The organism is Mucilaginibacter sp. FW306-07-L (assembly GCF_058782065.1).
Genome location: NZ_JBYSXI010000001.1, coordinates 448309 through 465213 on the forward strand (window position 1 = coordinate 448309; position 16905 = coordinate 465213).

18 protein-coding genes are annotated in these 16905 nt (G+C 44.6%); 15 read left to right on the plus strand and 3 right to left on the minus strand.

Annotated features, from left to right (window positions below):
• The first annotated feature begins 46 nt into the window (after positions 1-46).
• Both AC3WJC_RS01985 and AC3WJC_RS01990 read left to right on the plus strand, forming a co-directional pair.
• Entirely contained in the window at positions 47-1201 is a 1155-nt protein-coding gene (locus AC3WJC_RS01985) for an acyltransferase family protein (protein ID WP_492397393.1), read from the plus strand.
• 23 nt (positions 1202-1224) lie between these two features.
• Entirely contained in the window at positions 1225-1776 is a 552-nt protein-coding gene (locus tag AC3WJC_RS01990; RefSeq protein ID WP_492397394.1) for a hypothetical protein, read from the plus strand.
• Here the strand turns inward: AC3WJC_RS01990 and rsmA are convergent, their stop codons facing one another.
• Positions 1777-2556, minus strand: coding sequence for a 16S rRNA (adenine(1518)-N(6)/adenine(1519)-N(6))-dimethyltransferase RsmA (gene rsmA / locus AC3WJC_RS01995; protein ID WP_492397395.1), 780 nt, complete (start codon positions 2554-2556; stop codon positions 1777-1779).
• Between the two features lie 187 nt (positions 2557-2743).
• On the opposite strand from rsmA, the gene pdxA reads away from it, so the two are divergent.
• The 12 genes from pdxA to AC3WJC_RS02055 all read left to right on the plus strand — a co-directional run bounded on the left by pdxA (position 2744) and on the right by AC3WJC_RS02055 (position 13954).
• Positions 2744-3799 carry a 4-hydroxythreonine-4-phosphate dehydrogenase PdxA gene (pdxA, locus tag AC3WJC_RS02000; RefSeq protein WP_492397396.1) on the plus strand — a complete coding sequence of 352 codons (1056 nt, stop codon included), beginning with the start codon at positions 2744-2746 and terminating at the stop codon, positions 3797-3799.
• Between the two features lie 175 nt (positions 3800-3974).
• Positions 3975-4499 carry a YceD family protein gene (locus AC3WJC_RS02005; protein ID WP_492397397.1) on the plus strand — a complete coding sequence of 175 codons (525 nt, stop codon included), beginning with the start codon at positions 3975-3977 and terminating at the stop codon, positions 4497-4499.
• 17 nt (positions 4500-4516) lie between these two features.
• Positions 4517-4708 (plus strand): 50S ribosomal protein L32, encoded by a 192-nt coding sequence (gene rpmF / locus AC3WJC_RS02010; RefSeq protein ID WP_194102421.1) that lies wholly within the window; start codon positions 4517-4519, stop codon positions 4706-4708.
• An 18-nt stretch (positions 4709-4726) separates the two neighbouring features.
• Entirely contained in the window at positions 4727-5665 is a 939-nt protein-coding gene (gene plsX / locus AC3WJC_RS02015; protein ID WP_492397398.1) for a phosphate acyltransferase PlsX, read from the plus strand.
• Positions 5666-5680: 15 nt separating this feature from the next.
• Positions 5681-6670, plus strand: a complete 990-nt coding sequence (locus AC3WJC_RS02020) for a beta-ketoacyl-ACP synthase III (RefSeq protein WP_492397399.1) — start codon at positions 5681-5683, stop codon at positions 6668-6670.
• A gap of 179 nt (positions 6671-6849) precedes the next feature.
• Positions 6850-7338 (plus strand): acetyl-CoA carboxylase biotin carboxyl carrier protein, encoded by a 489-nt coding sequence (accB, locus tag AC3WJC_RS02025; protein WP_492397400.1) that lies wholly within the window; start codon positions 6850-6852, stop codon positions 7336-7338.
• Between the two features lie 134 nt (positions 7339-7472).
• Positions 7473-8816 carry an acetyl-CoA carboxylase biotin carboxylase subunit gene (gene accC / locus AC3WJC_RS02030; RefSeq protein WP_492397401.1) on the plus strand — a complete coding sequence of 448 codons (1344 nt, stop codon included), beginning with the start codon at positions 7473-7475 and terminating at the stop codon, positions 8814-8816.
• Between the two features lie 67 nt (positions 8817-8883).
• The gene (gene tatC / locus AC3WJC_RS02035) at positions 8884-9753 is read left to right on the plus strand and encodes a twin-arginine translocase subunit TatC (RefSeq protein ID WP_492397402.1); all 870 of its coding nucleotides are present in this window, start codon (positions 8884-8886) and stop codon (positions 9751-9753) included.
• 44 nt (positions 9754-9797) lie between these two features.
• Positions 9798-10232, plus strand: a complete 435-nt coding sequence (rpiB, locus tag AC3WJC_RS02040; RefSeq protein WP_492397403.1) for a ribose 5-phosphate isomerase B — start codon at positions 9798-9800, stop codon at positions 10230-10232.
• Positions 10233-10309: 77 nt separating this feature from the next.
• Positions 10310-11923, plus strand: a complete 1614-nt coding sequence (locus AC3WJC_RS02045; protein ID WP_492397404.1) for a M28 family peptidase — start codon at positions 10310-10312, stop codon at positions 11921-11923.
• Between the two features lie 93 nt (positions 11924-12016).
• Complete coding sequence (locus AC3WJC_RS02050) at positions 12017-13405, plus strand: LutB/LldF family L-lactate oxidation iron-sulfur protein (RefSeq protein ID WP_492397405.1); 1389 nt, start codon at positions 12017-12019, stop codon at positions 13403-13405.
• A gap of 9 nt (positions 13406-13414) precedes the next feature.
• Positions 13415-13954, plus strand: a complete 540-nt coding sequence (locus tag AC3WJC_RS02055) for a dihydrofolate reductase family protein (protein ID WP_492397406.1) — start codon at positions 13415-13417, stop codon at positions 13952-13954.
• A 3-nt stretch (positions 13955-13957) separates the two neighbouring features.
• Here AC3WJC_RS02055 and AC3WJC_RS02060 read toward each other — a convergent pair whose 3' ends face one another.
• Complete coding sequence (locus tag AC3WJC_RS02060) at positions 13958-14812, minus strand: DUF4198 domain-containing protein (protein ID WP_492397407.1); 855 nt, start codon at positions 14810-14812, stop codon at positions 13958-13960.
• A 182-nt stretch (positions 14813-14994) separates the two neighbouring features.
• Between AC3WJC_RS02060 and AC3WJC_RS02065 the strand changes: the two genes are divergently transcribed.
• Entirely contained in the window at positions 14995-16197 is a 1203-nt protein-coding gene (locus AC3WJC_RS02065) for a cation:proton antiporter domain-containing protein (protein WP_492397408.1), read from the plus strand.
• Here AC3WJC_RS02065 and AC3WJC_RS02070 read toward each other — a convergent pair whose 3' ends face one another.
• Positions 16198-16902, minus strand: a complete 705-nt coding sequence (locus AC3WJC_RS02070; protein WP_492397409.1) for an SDR family NAD(P)-dependent oxidoreductase — start codon at positions 16900-16902, stop codon at positions 16198-16200. It lies immediately after the preceding gene.
• Between the last annotated feature and the right edge of the window lie 3 nt (positions 16903-16905).

The following is a 16905-nucleotide window of genomic DNA, read 5'->3' on the forward strand; positions in this document are numbered from 1 at the left end:
CAAATTACAAATTATTATCGCTCATAAATCCGCACCGGTTACAGTTATGACAATCAATCAACCAGTGCCCGCCACTGATGCCCCTAAAAGCAAGCTTAGTTATATCAATAATGTAAAAGTACTGCTTACCGCCCTCGTTATTATACACCACGTGCTGGTTACTTACGGCGCGCCGGGCGGCTGGTATTATTCCGAAAAAACGAGCCTTGCAGGCGCTATCATCCCCATGACTATTGTAGTTTCCATCAACCAGTCGTTTTTTATGGGTTATTTTTTCTTTCTGTCGGCGCTGTTTGTGCCATCATCCTATGATAAAAAAGGTGCCGGCCGTTTTATTACCGATAGGTTGCTGCGCCTGGGTATTCCGTTGTTATTTTACTCGTTCATATTATCACCGTTTATGAATTACCTGGTTTATTACTATGCCGGTGAACATCATATCTCCTTCGGCCAGTATTTAAGCGGGTATGATGATTGGGTGAGCTTTGGCGTAATGTGGTTTGTGGTTGCCTTGCTGTTGTTTACTGTATGCTACGCGGTTATCAGGCTTGTATCAAAAAGCACCATAACTACCAGGATCAATCTGCCATCTAACAAACGCATCCTGCTTTTTGCAACAGGAGTAGGGGTAATAAGCTTTGCTGTACGGATGATTTTTCCTGTAGGCTGGGTGCTTAAACCGCTGGGCTTTCAGTTGGGGCATTTTACGCAATACATAGCTTTATTTACGCTGGGTATAATAGCATCTAACAATAACTGGCTTGAGCAGATCAGCCTTGAGCAGGCACGCCGTATGCGGCGTATAGCCATCAGCATCGGCGGCTTAGGCTTGTTAGCCATCTATGCCATTAAAGTTATATTTAATGTACCGATCGAGTGGTTTAGCGGTGGTTTTAATTATATCTCGTTACTGTATTCCGTTTGGGAGCAGCTTACCGGTTTTGCTATATGCGTGGCAATAACAGGTATAGCCAAATATCGTTGGGATGGTAGGTCGGCTATGCTTGGTGCTTTGTCGCGGGCGGCATTTGCTACGTACATTTTTCATCCGCTGGTGCTTATCGTGTTATCTATGTTATTCAGGCCTTTGGGCATTGATCCGGCTGTAAAAGCGTTGCTGGTAGCTCCGCTGGGTGTCGTGGGCAGTTTTGCTTTGGCACTGCTTTTGGTACGTATACCATTGGTGAGCAGGGTTATTTAAAGCCTGCTTGCTAATAATACCTGATGAGATCATTCAAAGAAATTAAGACCGGCCTGAAACGTCAGGCTGACACATTGGCACAACGCGGCTTCAGGCAGATATTTGACCGTATAGACCAGTTCAACATCAAAAAAGGGGTTGATAAACTCGGCCTCGAAGGCTTTATTAATCAATGCGCTTATTTGGCAGCCGGTAGCGGTGTGCTGTCGGGTACGGGTGGTGTAGTTACCATGGCCCTGGGTATTCCGTTTGATGTGGTAAACCTCATTACGCAGCAATTCCGCATTACTATGGCTATAAATTACTACAAAAAGGGTAGCTATAAAATCAGCTTTGATGAATTTATGAAGATTGTTGCGGCATCGTTAAAAGTAGAGGCCAGCATAGCCCTCACCAAAAATGTATTGGAAGCGGTAGCCGAAAAACTGATACTTAAACTTGGCGCACGCGCCGCCCAGCGCTTAGTGCCGGTTGTAGGTGCGGTAATCGGCGGTACAGCCAATTATCTGTTTATCAAAAAAATGGCCGAATCGGTAAAGGAATTGCAGGGTAAGAACGAGGTGATTAAGATTTAATTACCTCGTTTCTGTTATCCTATTCGTCAGCGCGATAAAATCACTAACTGTTAATCTTTCGGCGCGCAGTTCTAACATGGGCTCGTCAGTTAGCTTTTCTTTATTAATGAGTGAAGACAGAGCATTACGCAAAGTTTTTCTACGTTGGTTAAACCCGGCTTTAACTACCTGCCAAAACAGTTTTTCGTCGCAGCCAAGTTGCTCTACCTCATTACGCGTCATCCGTATAACGGCCGATAACACTTTTGGCGGCGGATTGAATACCCCGGCTTTTACTGTAAACAAGTATTCTACTTTATAATAGGCCTGTAAAAAAACACTCAGTATACCATACTCCTTGCTACCGGCTTTGGCATTGCATCGCTCAGCAACTTCTTTCTGGAACATGCCTACCACTTCGGGCACTTGCTGGCGGTTATCCAATATCTTAAATAGTATCTGCGATGATATATTGTATGGAAAGTTACCGATCACAGCCAGTGGGCCGTTAAAATTAGTCGCGAAATCCAACTCCAAAAAATCGGCATTTATCAGCCTGCTGCCCAGTTGCGGGTATTTTTTTTGCAAAAACTCGTACGATTCCGTGTCAATATCAATCAGGTAGGTTTCGTAATCCGTTTTCTGCAACAAAAAGTCAGACAGGATACCCATACCCGGGCCAACCTCCAGCACCTGTTGGTAACCTTGTTGCGGGCGCAGTGCGTCAACAATTTTTAAGGCGATATTTTTATCGGTAAGAAAGTGTTGGCCGAGGTGCTTTTTAGCCCTTACTAATGACATAGTGAACAATTATTTGGCAAATTAAGGCATATTTGTGCTTTTATCAGGCAGTGTAATCCTAAAAATATTTAATTTGCGTGATTATTGCTTTATGTTACGATGGCTTGTTTTACAGGTTTTCGGCTCAGCAAGCAATTAAAAATCGATGAGATCAGCAATTATCATCGGCTAAAAATCATAGATAATAATGAGCGGTAAAATAAAAGTAGGTATCAGCATAGGAGATGTTAATGGTATTGGTTTAGAGGTAATTATCAAAACCCTGTCCGAAAGTAAGGTGTATGATTATTGTACCCCTATAGTGTATGGCCATACCAAAGTGGCTTCGTTTTACCGTCGTTTAAGCAATGCCAGCGAGTTTGTTTTTAATGTAATTAATGATGCCTCCCAGGCGCAGCACCGTAAACCCAATATGATCAATTGCTGGGAGGAGGATGTAAAGCTGGAGCCGGGTGTTATTAATGCCACCGGCGGTAAATACGCGCTTATATCGTTAGAGCGTGCTACCAATGATCTGCTGGCCGGCCACATAGACGTGTTAGTTACCGCGCCGATCAATAAAGAGAACATTCAGAGCGAAACCTTCCATTTTCCGGGGCATACCGAGTATTTGCAGCAGCGTGATAACGCGGCCGATTCGCTGATGTTTTTAATAAGTGATAACATCAGGGTAGGGGTGGTAACTGGGCATATACCTATTTCACAGGTATCGCCAAGCCTTACCTCCCAAAAAATATTGAATAAAGTAAAGCTGATGGATGCCAGCCTGCGTAACGATTTTTGGGTGCGTAAACCCAAAATAGCTGTGCTTGGCCTAAATCCGCATGCCAGCGATAACGGACTGATAGGGGATGAAGAGCAACAGATAATTACCCCTGCTATTCAGGAAGCGCGCGATAACGGCATATTAGCATTTGGTCCTTACGCGGCCGATGGTTTTTTTGCCAGCGGTGCTTATAAGCAGTTTGATGCCGTACTGGCCATGTATCACGATCAGGGTTTGATCCCCTTTAAGCAGATCGCTTTTGAGGACGGGGTTAATTTTACGGCCGGCCTTAACTTTGTACGTACCTCGCCAGACCATGGAACGGCGTATGATATTGCCGGAAAAAATCAGGCATCGGAGCGCTCGTTCCGTGAGGCGTTGTTTGCCGCGCTGCACATCATCCGCAACCGCCGCGAAAATGCTGAGCTTACTGAAAACCCGCTAACGCATCATAAGCTGACGAGGGATAGGGATTAATTGGTGAATGGTGATTAGTGATCCGTTTTGAAGATGGCATTTAAGCTGAATAAGCTTAAAATAGCGGCTATTAATCTCTATTTAACTAACCACTGATTTATAGCCTGCCTATAAATAAAAAAACACTTTCCAGATTTGGGAAAAATCCCTACATTTGCGGGCTAATTGTTGCTCGTTGAAACCGCTCAAAAAATATTCGATACCATTTTCCGGCTTAAAGCTGGGCAAGCATCGTTTTGACTTTGATGTTGAGGATTCCTTTTTTGAGGAATTTGAATATTCACTGGTTAAAAAGGCGAAGCTTGTATGCAATGTTGAACTTGATAAGCAGGAGACCATGTTGATCCTGAACTTTGAGATTGATGGTTGGATAGGGCTTACCTGCGACAGGTGTTTGACCGAATACCAGCACCCTTTGCATGTCCGCGAACAGCAGATAGCCAAGTTTAGTGAGGAAGAGATAGGCGGGGATGATGAGATACTGACACTGGGAAAAAACGATCATGAGATCGATGTTTCAGGTTTGATCTATGAATATGTTACTGTTGCCGTGCCTTTTATAGCATCGTGCAGTGGTGACGGAAGCGCTGATAAATGTAATAAAGAAATGCTTGATAAGCTTAACGCGCTATCAGGTAGTGATGATGATAAGAACGAGGCGCCTGACCCACGTTGGGACGCACTCAAAAACATTAAGTAATAATTATTTAGGAAGTTATGCCAAATCCAAAAAGAAAACTCTCGAAATCAAGAAGAGATAAACGCAGAACGCATTACAAAGCCGAAGCGCCAACATTAACAACTTGCCAAACTACAGGCGCTGTTCACCTGCCACACAGAGCTTACACTGTTGATGGTAACGTTTACTACAACGGTAAATTACTGATCGAGAAAACAGCAGTAGCTTAAGCTTAATTTTCACATCTGATGAAGATTGGCTTAGATATTATGGGCGGTGATTACGCCCCTAAAGCAACTGTTTTAGGAGCTATTGAAGCCCGTAAATCCCTATCGCCCGAACAAACGCTGGTACTTATCGGCGATGAAAATGTGGCGAAGGAGATTTTGCAGCAAAACAACGTCAGTGCCGACCTTTTTGAGTTTGTACACACTACCGACGTGATCGGTATGGGTGAGCATCCTACTAAAGCCATTGTGCAAAAGCCGAACGCGAGCATTAGCCTTGGTTTTAAAATGCTAAAGGAAGGACAAATAGCGGCTTTCTCATCAGCAGGCAATACAGGTGCTATGCTGGTAGGAGGCATGTTTAGCGTAAAAACTATTCCGGGTGTTGTACGCCCGGCCATGACATCCATTGTACCCAAACTGAAAGGCGGTTTGGGTATTTTGTTGGATGTAGGTGCCAACGCCGATTGCAAGCCTGATAATCTGTTGCAGTTTGGCGTACTTGGAAGTTTGCTTGCCGAAAGTGTTTACGGCATTGAAAATCCGCGTGTGGCGCTGATGAATATTGGTGAAGAGGAAGAGAAGGGTAACATGCTTTACCAGGCAACCTACCCCGTGATGAAGGATACCAACATGTTTAACTTTGCGGGTAATATTGAGGGGCGCGACCTTTTTGGAGACAAATTTGATGTTGCCGTTTGCGATGGTTTTACCGGTAATGTTATCCTTAAACTGGCCGAGTCTTTCTACGTAATTACGCTCAAAAAAGGGTTTAAAGACGAGTTTTTTGACCGGTTTAACTACGAACAGATTGGTGGCAGCCCTATTTTAGGATTGAACGCGCCGGTTGTTGTAGGGCACGGTATCTCAAGCCCTGTAGCCATAAAAAATATGATACTCCTCTCAAAAAATATGGTTGAAAGCAACCTGATCGAAAAAATTAAGCAAGCATTTCATTAAATTTATTTACATAAAATGAGCAAGATTCATGCTGCGATAACAGCGGTTGGCGGATATGTACCCGATTATGTATTAACCAACAAGGAGCTTGAAACCATGGTTGATACCAATGATGAGTGGATAACCTCACGTACAGGTATCAAAGAGCGCAGAATATTAAAAGGTGAAGGTTTAGCCACATCAGACCTCGCCGTGCCGGCTGTAAAGCAACTGCTTGAAAAACGCGGCATCGGCGCTGATGAAATTGACCTGATCATTTTTTGTACCACCACGCCCGATTATCCTTTCCCGGCAACAGCCAATCTTTTTGCTGATAAAATAGGCGCTAAAAACGCCTGGGGTTGGGATTTGCAGGCTGCCTGCTCCGGCTTTGTGTTCGGTTTAACCACCGGTGCCCAGTTTATTGAATCGGGCAAGCATAAAAAAGTACTGGTAGTAGGTGCCGATAAAATGTCGGCTATGGTTGATTATACTGATCGTGCTACCTGTATATTATTTGGTGATGGCTGCGGCGCTGCCCTGCTTGAGCCGGATTATGAAGGCTACGGCGTGATCGACTCTATACTTAAAAGTGATGGCGCGGGTATACCTTACCTGCACCAAAAAGCAGGCGGCTCATTACGCCCTGCCACACATGCTACCATTGATGCCCGCCAGCACTACGCTTACCAGGAAGGGCAGGCAGTGTTTAAATTCGCGGTTACCAATATGGCCAACGTTGCTGCCGAAGTAATGGAGCGCAACAATCTTACCGCTGATGATATTGCATGGCTGGTACCACACCAGGCCAACAAACGCATAATTGATGCCACTGCAAGCCGTACCGGTGTACCGGCGGACAAAGTAGTGATTAACATTGACCGTTACGGAAATACAACCAACGCTACCATCCCGCTGTGTTTGTGGGAGTGGGAAAGCAAATTCAAAAAAGGCGACAATATTATTTTGGCAGCCTTTGGCGGTGGCTTTACCTGGGGCTCGGCGTATTTAAGATGGGCTTATTGATCGGCTAAAAGTAAAAAGTACCGTTAATGTCCGCAAAGGCTGTTAATAGTGCCGAACATTATTTTATCTGATTTGTTAAGCATTAATGCCTGCATATCTGCATATTTGCATTTACGCAACGGCGTAAATAATTTTGATAATATAAATTTATCCAAAAGAAAACCTATTAACACCCCGATATGGATATTAAACAAATACAGGATCTGATCCGCTTTGTTTCAAAAGCAGGCGTAAACGAAGTTTCAATTGAGCAGGAGAATTTCAAGATTACAATTAAAACTAACCAGGCGCCAACCATAGTTAACGCAACCATACCAACCGCCCAACCGGCTGTTGCGGCTGCACCAATACCGGTTGCTGCTGCCAGCGTTGCCGAGCCTGTTGCCGCCGCGGCCGCAGCAGTTACCGCCGCTGCCGACACATCAAACTATATTACCATAAAATCACCAATGATCGGTACTTTTTACCGTTCGGCAGGGCCTGATAAGCCGTTGTTTGCTAACGTTGGCGATGAAATAAAAGCCGGTACAGTAGTATGTATCATCGAGGCTATGAAATTGTTTAACGAGATCGAGTCTGAAGTTTCAGGCCGTATTGTTAAAGTACTGGTTGATAATTCATCACCGGTAGAGTACGATCAGCCTTTGTTTTTGGTTGAACCTATTTAGTGATTTTTGATTTCACAGATTATGGTGTGATTTCACCGATGTTTGGCCGTTTTATTTTAAGCGACTAACCGGCATCAAATATTAATCAGTGTGATCATGCCCTTATAGATCGGTGTCATCCTAAAATAAAAATTATGTTTAAAAAAATACTAATAGCAAACCGTGGCGAAATAGCCCTGCGCATTATCCGTACTTGTAAGGAGATGGGCATAAAAACGGTAGCTGTATATTCAACTGCTGATCGCGAAAGCCTTCACGTACGTTTTGCTGATGAGGCCGTATGTATCGGCCCCCCCCCAAGCAGAGATTCCTACTTAAATATACCCAACATCATTTCGGCTGCCGAATTAACCAATGCCGATGCTATACACCCTGGTTATGGCTTTTTGTCAGAGAATGCTAAATTCTCAGCCATCTGTGCCGAGTACGGTATCAAATTTATTGGTGCTACTGCTGACCAGATCAACGCGATGGGCGATAAGGCTTCGGCTAAAGAAACCATGAAAAAAGCAGGCGTACCTACCATTCCGGGATCGGATGGTTTGGTAGCTAATGTAAAAGAAGGTATTGCTATTGCCCGTAAAATAGGCTATCCCGTAATATTAAAGGCAACTGCCGGTGGCGGTGGCCGTGGTATGCGTGTGGTTTGGAACGACGAAGAGTTTGAACCGGCCTGGGATTCAGCCCGTGCCGAATCAGGTGCTGCCTTCGGTAACGATGGTATCTACCTCGAAAAATTTGTTGAAGATCCGCGCCACATTGAGATACAGATCGTAGGCGACCAATACGGTAAGGTTTCTCACCTTTCTGAACGTGACTGTTCTATACAGCGCCGTCACCAGAAACTGGTTGAAGAATCTCCGTCTCCGTTCATGACCGAAAAGCTGCGTAAAAAAATGGGCGATGCCGCTGTTAAAGGCGCAAAGGCCGTTAGATACGAAGGTGCCGGCACCATAGAGTTTCTGGTTGACAAAAACCGCAACTTCTACTTTATGGAGATGAACACCCGTATCCAGGTTGAGCACCCGGTTACCGAAGAGGTTATCAATTTTGATCTGATCAAAGAGCAGATCAAGGTTGCGGCCGGTATACCTATCTCTGGTAAAAACTACGAGCCAACCATGCACGCCATTGAGTGCCGTATTAACGCCGAAGACCCATATAACAATTTCAGGCCATCACCAGGAAAGATCACTAATTTCCACTCACCAGGTGGCCATGGTGTACGGGTTGATACGCATGTGTATTCAGGCTATTCTATTCCGCCGAATTACGATTCAATGATAGCCAAGGTAATTTGCGTGGCTCAAACCCGCGATGAAGCCCTGAGCACCATGGAGCGTGCATTAAGCGAATTTGTGATAGAAGGTATCAAAACAACCATACCATTCCATCTTAAATTACTGAAAGACCCTAACTTCCGGGCCGGTAACTTTACCACCAAGTTTATGGAAACTTTCGAAATAAACGATAATTAAAACTATCCTGATAAAATAAAACGTAAATACCCTTGTTAGTAACAGCAGGGGTATTTTATTTACATAGATGAGCGATAACAAACTTATAAAGGCGATAAAGGATAAAGGCAAAAATATTGAAGCCGAAATGTCATTCTTTGACCATTTGGAGGCATTGCGCTGGCATTTGATCCGCGCGTCAATAGCCATAGTTTTGTTTACCATACTGGCCTTTGTTTTTTACGATTTTGTTTTTGATACGGTAATTATGGGGCCAATGGACCCGCAATTTTTTACCTATCGCATGTTATGTAAACTGGGTGATTACCTTAACCGCCCCGGTTTTTGTATAGATAAGATACCCGGTAAGATCATCAATACCGAAATGGCAGGGCAGTTTACCTTGCAGATCAATTCGGCATTACTTATCGGCATTACCCTGGGCTTTCCGTACCTTTTGTTTGAAATATGGCGCTTTGTTAAGCCAGCTCTGCACGAGAATGAGCGCAAGGCAGCCAGCGGCTTTGTGTTTTACGCTTCCATGCTGTTTATCCTGGGTATTTTGTTCGGTTACTACGTAGTTACTCCGGAGTCTATCTCCTTTTTAGCGGGTTACCAGGTAAGTAAGGTTATTGAAAATACGTTCACTATTGATTCCTATCTGTCGTCGGTATCAACGCTCACGCTGGCTACGGGTATTGTATTTGAGTTGCCTATACTGGTTTATGTATTATCAAACATAGGTATACTTTCTGCTAAAAATATGCAGCAGGGCCGGCGATATGCTATAGTAGGTATATTGATAGTAGCGGCTGTTATTACCCCAACACCTGATATATTGACCATGATGGTGGTTACCATACCGCTGTTCCTGTTATATGAGGTTGGTATTTTGGTAGCCGGTACAGTTGAAAGGCGCAGGCTTAAACGCGAGCGCGACGAAGCTGTAAAAGCATAACAACGTTACTTCTCATTTAAAATATTATTGATATTTTAGAACCCATGAAACAAGGGCTTAAAATAGCTATAGGCGCAGATCATGCCGGCTTTGAATTAAAGGAAGTTTTATTGGATGGTATTGAAGGCATCGAAGTGAAAGACTTTGGTACTTACGCCCCCGGATCTGTTGATTATCCTGACTTTGCCCACCTGGTGGCATCGGCGGTTGAAAAAGGTGAGGCCGATTACGGCATCCTGATCTGCGGATCAGCCAACGGCGTAGCCATGACGGCAAACAAGCATCAAGGCATCCGCGCAGCATTGTGCTGGAAACCCGAAGTAGCCGAGCCTGCCCGCAGCCATAACAACGCTAATGTATTATGTATACCAGCAAGGCATGTAACCGTTGAGGAAGCACGCGAAATTGTAAACGTATTTTTCACTGTTGAGTTTGAAGGCGGCCGCCACGCTACCCGTGTGGATAAGATCTCCTGCTAATAGATAACCTCATGATAAGTCCTGGCGTTAGGCCGGGATTTTTTTATACTACGAATTTTTTTAACTGACCATTTTTAATGAAAAGAGTACCCTTATTATTCTTAGCTTTGGCGGCAGCATCATGCAGCTATGCGCAAAAAGACCCCAACGCGGTAAAGTTTGCCAAATACATTACCGTTGAGGATGCCACCAAACACCTATCCATACTCGCGTCTGACGAGTATGAGGGCCGCGAAACCGGTAAAGCCGGTGCCGACAAAGCCGCGAATTACATTGCCAACGAGTTTAAAAAGTTAGGCCTGCAAGCGCCGGTAAAAGGTTCATACTTTTTAGATGTGCCCCTTACCGAAAATTCATTCAAGGTAAACCCGATAGTTATAGGAGGTACCACCTTCACCAACGGTAAAAACTTTTATTCACTAACTCCGGCCCCGGCCAACACAGTTAAAGCCAGCGAAATTTTATTTGTAGGTTACGGTATAACCGACGAAAAGTATGACGATCTCAAAGGTACGGACATAGCCGGTAAAGTAATATTGGTAGTAAACGATGGCGAGCCGATGAAAAACGGTGTATCGTTAATTACCGGTACTGCTACACGCTCACAGTGGAGTGTTAGCCGTGGTAAACGTTTAACTGCATTACAAGCTAAAAAGCCGGCTCTGATTTTTTCAGTTAGTCCGCTGGTTGCCACAAACCTGCAACGTTACGGTACAAGCATCCTTGAGCCCCGTATGACTATCAAAAAAGAGGGTGCTGCACAAGCTGCGGTTAATGGCCCGGTGATAATTAACATCACGGCTGACGTAGCTAACCAGCTACTTAAAAGCACAGGCAAAACGTACACGCAGTTAAAAGCGGAGATCGACTCTACCGGCGCGGCAAAAACACAGGTTGTTAAAACACCTGTTGAAGTAAGCTACAGCACCGAAGAAAAACCAGTAAAAGCGGTTGATGTATTAGGCTACCTGCCGGGATCAGACGCTAAATTAAAAAATGAAGTATTAGTGATCTCTGCCCACTATGACCATATTGGTATAGAGCCGGAAGGCAGCACCAAAACCGATAAAATAAACAACGGTGCAGATGATGATGGTTCAGGTACTACCGGTATGCTTGAATTGGCACGTGCGTTCAGCATGGCTAAAAAAGCAGGTAAAGGCCCTAAACGCAGCATCCTGTTCCTGGGAAATGTGGGCGAAGAGAAAGGTTTGTTAGGTTCTGAATATTATACTGATCATCCTGTATTCCCGCTGGCTAACACCATTGCCGACCTGAATATTGATATGATAGGCCGTGTAGGTGAAGAGTATGCCGGTAAAGCTGATTCAGCTAACTACGTTTATTCAATTGGTTCGAACATGTTAAGCACCACGCTGCATAAAATTGGCGAGGAAGCAAACAACACTTATACCCAAATGAAACTGGATTACAAGTATGATGATCCGAATGATCCGAACCGTTTTTACTACCGTTCAGATCATTATAACTTCGCGCGTTATAACGTGCCGATCATATTTTACTTTAATGGCGTACATGCCGATTATCACCAACCGGGCGACGAGGTGAGCAAGATCAACTTCCCGCTGCTGGTAAAACGCAGCCACCTGGTTTACTACACTGCCTGGGAATTGGCCAACCGTGCCGAGCGTCCTGTAGTTGATGTTAAAACAGAACAGGGTGTAAAATAGTTAATAGGGCTATCAGCCATTGTTAATAAATTGAAAAGGGATGATTAAAACTCATCCCTTTTCGTTTTTATAAAAAACACTACTTTAGCTTTTATGGGTAACACTGCCGATGAATTTTTGATTGCTGCTGAGGATAAGGCGTTTGATGCAGCCCATCGTAATATAATAAACTATAATATTGGTAAGTATGATGCCGCGGTAGATCGTGGCTTGTCGCGCTTGGCTAACCTAGATGTAGCGAAAAAGAAGGGCCATTTAATAAAATGGAAGGCCATGGAAACGCTTGATAAACTCTTGCCGGAGTTTGAGGCCAACTTTCAGCGCAGGGGCGGCAAGGTAATATGGGCTAATGATGCCGAAGAAGCCAACCGTGAGATACTGAACATACTGCAAAAGGCAGGTGCCAAAACCATTGTAAAATCAAAATCAATGGTTACGGAGGAGATCCACCTGAACGAGTTTCTGGAGCAAAATCAGATCGAGAGCCTAGAGACTGATCTGGGCGAATATATTGTTCAACTGCTTGGCCAGCCGCCTTATCATATTGTTACCCCGGCTATGCACCTCTCCAAAGAGGATATTGCTCAGCTATTTAATAAGCACTTTGGTACCCCCGTTGACGCCACTCCCGAACAGCTTACCCAAAAGGCGCGCGAGTTGCTGCGCGATAAATATTTACAGGCCGATGCCGGCATAACAGGCGGTAACTTTTTGATTGCCGATAGCGGGAGCATCGCCCTTAGCGAAAACGAGGGTAATGCCCGGTTAAGCACCTCATTCCCCAAAATACATATAGCGGTTGTGGGTATCGAGAAGATCATTCCGTCGCTGGTTGATCTTGACCTGTTTTGGCCTATGCTGGCTACCCACGGCACCGGCCAAAATCTTACCGTATATAACACCATACTAAGCGGCCCCCGCCAACCCGATGAAACGGACGGCCCAGAGGAAATGTATGTTGTATTGCTGGACAACGGCCGCACCAACCTGCTCGCGCAAAAGGATCAGCGGCAAGGCCTGTATTGTATACGCTGCGGGGCTTGCTTAAACGCCTGCCCGGTATATAAAAACATTGGCGGCCATAGCTATCAAACCACTTACAGCGGCCCTATAGGTTCGGTAATTACGCCGCATACTAAGGGGATGGAGGATTTTAAGCACCTGAGCTATGCCTCAAGCCTTTGCGGCAAGTGTACCGAGGTATGCCCGGTTAAAATAGATATCCATAAAATGCTGTTGTTAAACCGGCGCGACGCGGTTAGGGATGAAAAGGTAACCAAAATAGAAAAGTGGGGGTGGATGCTTTGGAAGAAAGGTATCCTCAGCCGTAAATTGGTTGATTTTTTTGGTGGCGGTATAAAAAACCGTTTCATAAAACTGCTGTTCAAAAAAAGCTGGGGGCACTACCGCGATATGCCGCATGTAGCCGAAAAATCATTCAGCAAGCAATGGCAGGAGCGGGACAAGAGCGACCTCAACTAATATACACCCATGCGCAAAATTATTTTAAACGTAGCTGTTAGTCTGGACGGTTTTATTGAAGGGCCTAACGGCGAATATGATTGGTGCTTTACCGATCAGGATTATAGCATGGAGGCATTTACCGCCCAAACAGATGCGGTATTTATCGGCCGAAAAAGTTACGAGGTTTTGCAGGAGTACGGTAACCCATGGCCGGATAAAATGCTGTATATATTTTCAGATACCCTAACAAGTGCCGAAGGCAATGCCGAGATCATCCGTTCACAGGGATATATTGACCGGATTGATGCTATTCGCCATGCAGAAGGGAAAGATATCTGGCTGTTTGGCGGTGCCAACCTGCTTTCGCAACTCATCAGCATAAATTATGTTAATGAACTGGTTTTATCTATACACCCGGTGGTACTGGGTTCGGGCACGCCTTTATTTAAGGATCTTACGGAAAGGCTGGAACTAAACCTACTGGACAGCGCGGCTTACGACACCGGCTTGGTACAGTTAACCTATTTCATCAAACCCAGGTTTGATATGGATATGCTGCCGGAGTAAAGCTTAGTGCTTATTGCCGAAGCCAAACTCCTTGTAGGTGTTCGGCAGTTCGTTCGCGCTGCTAAAGGCAAAGGTGTATGATGTCCACCAGGTTTCAAAATCGGCATCTTTGCCCGTTGCCGCCACATTGGTACGTGTTGCGCGCAGCATATAAATACCTTCCCGGCTCAGTTTAAAAAATACCTGCCCTTTAGCATCTGATGACAGGTTTTCCGGGTAGATGGTGCCCTTCGGTGTTTTTACATACAACTTTAACGGTGCTGATTCCAGCGGCTTATTTTGAAAATAGATCACAGCGGTTATATCATCGCCATAATTCAATTTGTAAGGGTTTGTTTTCAGTACGATCTCAAACTCATCGCCCACCAATTTTTCATACGCGCCGCCTGATGGCTTATCAACCATAACCAGTGTTTTCATGGAGCGGTTGTATTTTTCGCGCACATTCATGGTATGAAAGCTCTTGGCCTGCTTAACAGATTCCTCGTTGCCGTCGGCTTCCAGGTGTTTTAAAAATGTTTCGCGGTCAATTTCCTGCGTGGCAGCCTGGCTTAATTGCAACAGGGCAAGGCCGCTATTGGCTACTTCATAATCTTTTATGGTAACTACCGTATCATTAGCTACGGTGGTTAGCGGTATTTTTTTCGATCCCTCGTACAAAGCGAATTTGGCATCCTTTGCCTCGGGGCTTTCATAATCATCGTCGGTTGTTGATACGTCGGCCTTAAACATTCGCACGCTCAGCTTATCGCCCTTTTTTAAAAAAAAGTTTTCGGCTAATAAAAAATCCTCATTAGTAGCAGCAGTAAAAACGGCTGCGATGAACAGGGCGGCTGTCAGCAGGTAAAAACGCTTCATTGGATATATATAATATATAAGGGTGATGGAATGCCAAACATACAAAGTTTTAAAAACATCAGTAGTTTAGCGGGGTAATTTTTGCGTTATCGTTACAAAACTTACATTGCCATGCCTCAGCGCACCGAACATTTTGTGCCCAATGCGGTTTGGTTTGTTTACATTTAATAAAATTCAGGCTTTTGAGTACATATACTACCTTGATAATTTTATGCGGACTGGTGATATTTTCGTACCTGTTCGATCTGATAGCCGGAAAAACCAAGCTGCCATCAGTACTGCTGCTGCTTTTTTTGGGGATGGGCATCAGGCAGGTGGTTATATATTTTAATTGGATAACCCCCGATTTTAACAAGATACTGCCTGCCCTGGGTACACTGGGTTTAATTTTGATCGTATTTGAAGGCGCGCTCGAACTCAAGTACGCGCCGGAGAAAAATAAGGTTATCAAACGGTCTTTCCTGTCGGCATTGTGCATTTTGCTGGGTACCACCGCCATTATTACCACCATATTTCATTATATAACCGGGGCAAGTATTTACCGTTGCATTATTAACGCGATACCTTTTTGCGTAGTGAGTTCGGCAATTGCCATACCCTCAGCATCAGGCTTGCCTAAGGATAAAAAGGAGTTTATCATCTATGAGTCGTCATTCTCGGATATCCTGACCATCGTGTTTTTTAACTTTATGCTGGGCAACAAGTATTTCAACTTTACGGCATTCACAAGTTTAGGGGGCGAGTTGCTGCTGATCCTGGTATTCGCGGTAGTATCGTGCCTGCTGCTGTTATACCTCATTAAAAACATCAAGCATCACGTTAAGTTCTTCCTCATCATATCCATCATCATACTGGTGTACGCGGTAGGGCAATCCTACCATTTATCGGCATTGATCGTAGTGCTGGCCTTTGGATTATTTTTGAATAATGCCGGGCAGATCAAATTTCCATGGTTCAGGCGAAATTTTTTGTACCCGACCTTAGGCCATGAATTGAAGCAATTGCTGCAACTATCAGCAGAGAGTGCCTTTTTAATGCGCACCTTCTTTTTTGTGCTGTTTGGTTTCACTATGAACATTAATCAGCTTAATGATGTAGGCTTGTTGATTTTAGGTTTGCTGGTGATTATCTCGATATACCTGATCCGTTTTCTTTATATCAAGCTGGTTTCAAAAACCGATATGATGCCCGAACTGGTTTTAATTCCCCGCGGATTGATCAGCGTGCTGCTATTTTATAACCTGCCGCAAAAACTCCAGCTACCGCAAATTGATACAGGCTTGTTGTTCATCGTTATCCTGTCAACAAGTGTAATTATGAGCCTTGGGCTGTTAGGCAGCCGTAAGTATAAAATCCCTGAAGGGCAGGAGTTTAATAACCTGTAATCACGGCGTAGTGAGCGCTACCGGTAAAATCTTCCCGTTAAAAAACTTATGGCCGGTCAATGCGAAATCAGCGATGTACTTGCCCATTTCAAAAGCCATAACCGGCGATTGATAGCCCGGAAAAGCCTTTTCCAGCATCTCGGTTTGTGCCGAGCCCAGGGCCAGGCAGTTAACGCTGATCTGCTGTTCGGCAAGCTCCTGCGCCAGGCATTCAGTAAACACATGCAATGCGGCCTTGCTTGCTGAATAAGCCGAAAGGCCGGCAAATTTGGCGCTGCCCTGGTAACCGCCCATACTGCCTATATTTACAATATGGCTTCCGGTAGGCATCACACCTAATAAGGCTTGGGTAATACGCACATGGCTCAGGTAATTACTTTGCAGCATATCTACAAAATCAATTTCTTCCAGCTCCTTGAAAGGTTTATTGATCAGTACCCCGGCATTGTTGATCAAGGCATCAATCTTATTATCCATATGTGTGCCGATGAATTGCAACAGCGCGGCAGGGTCATCACTAACCAGGTCAAATACTATCGGGTACAAAACACAGTCAGGGTTTATGCTGCGCGATATCTCGAACAAACGCTGTAGTTTATCCTGCGAGCGGGCAATAGCCATCACTTTGTGCTTGCCTGATGTAATGAGTTCAATTACAGCTTCAAAGCCTACGCCGCTGCTGGCCCCGGTTATAACAATATTCATGGT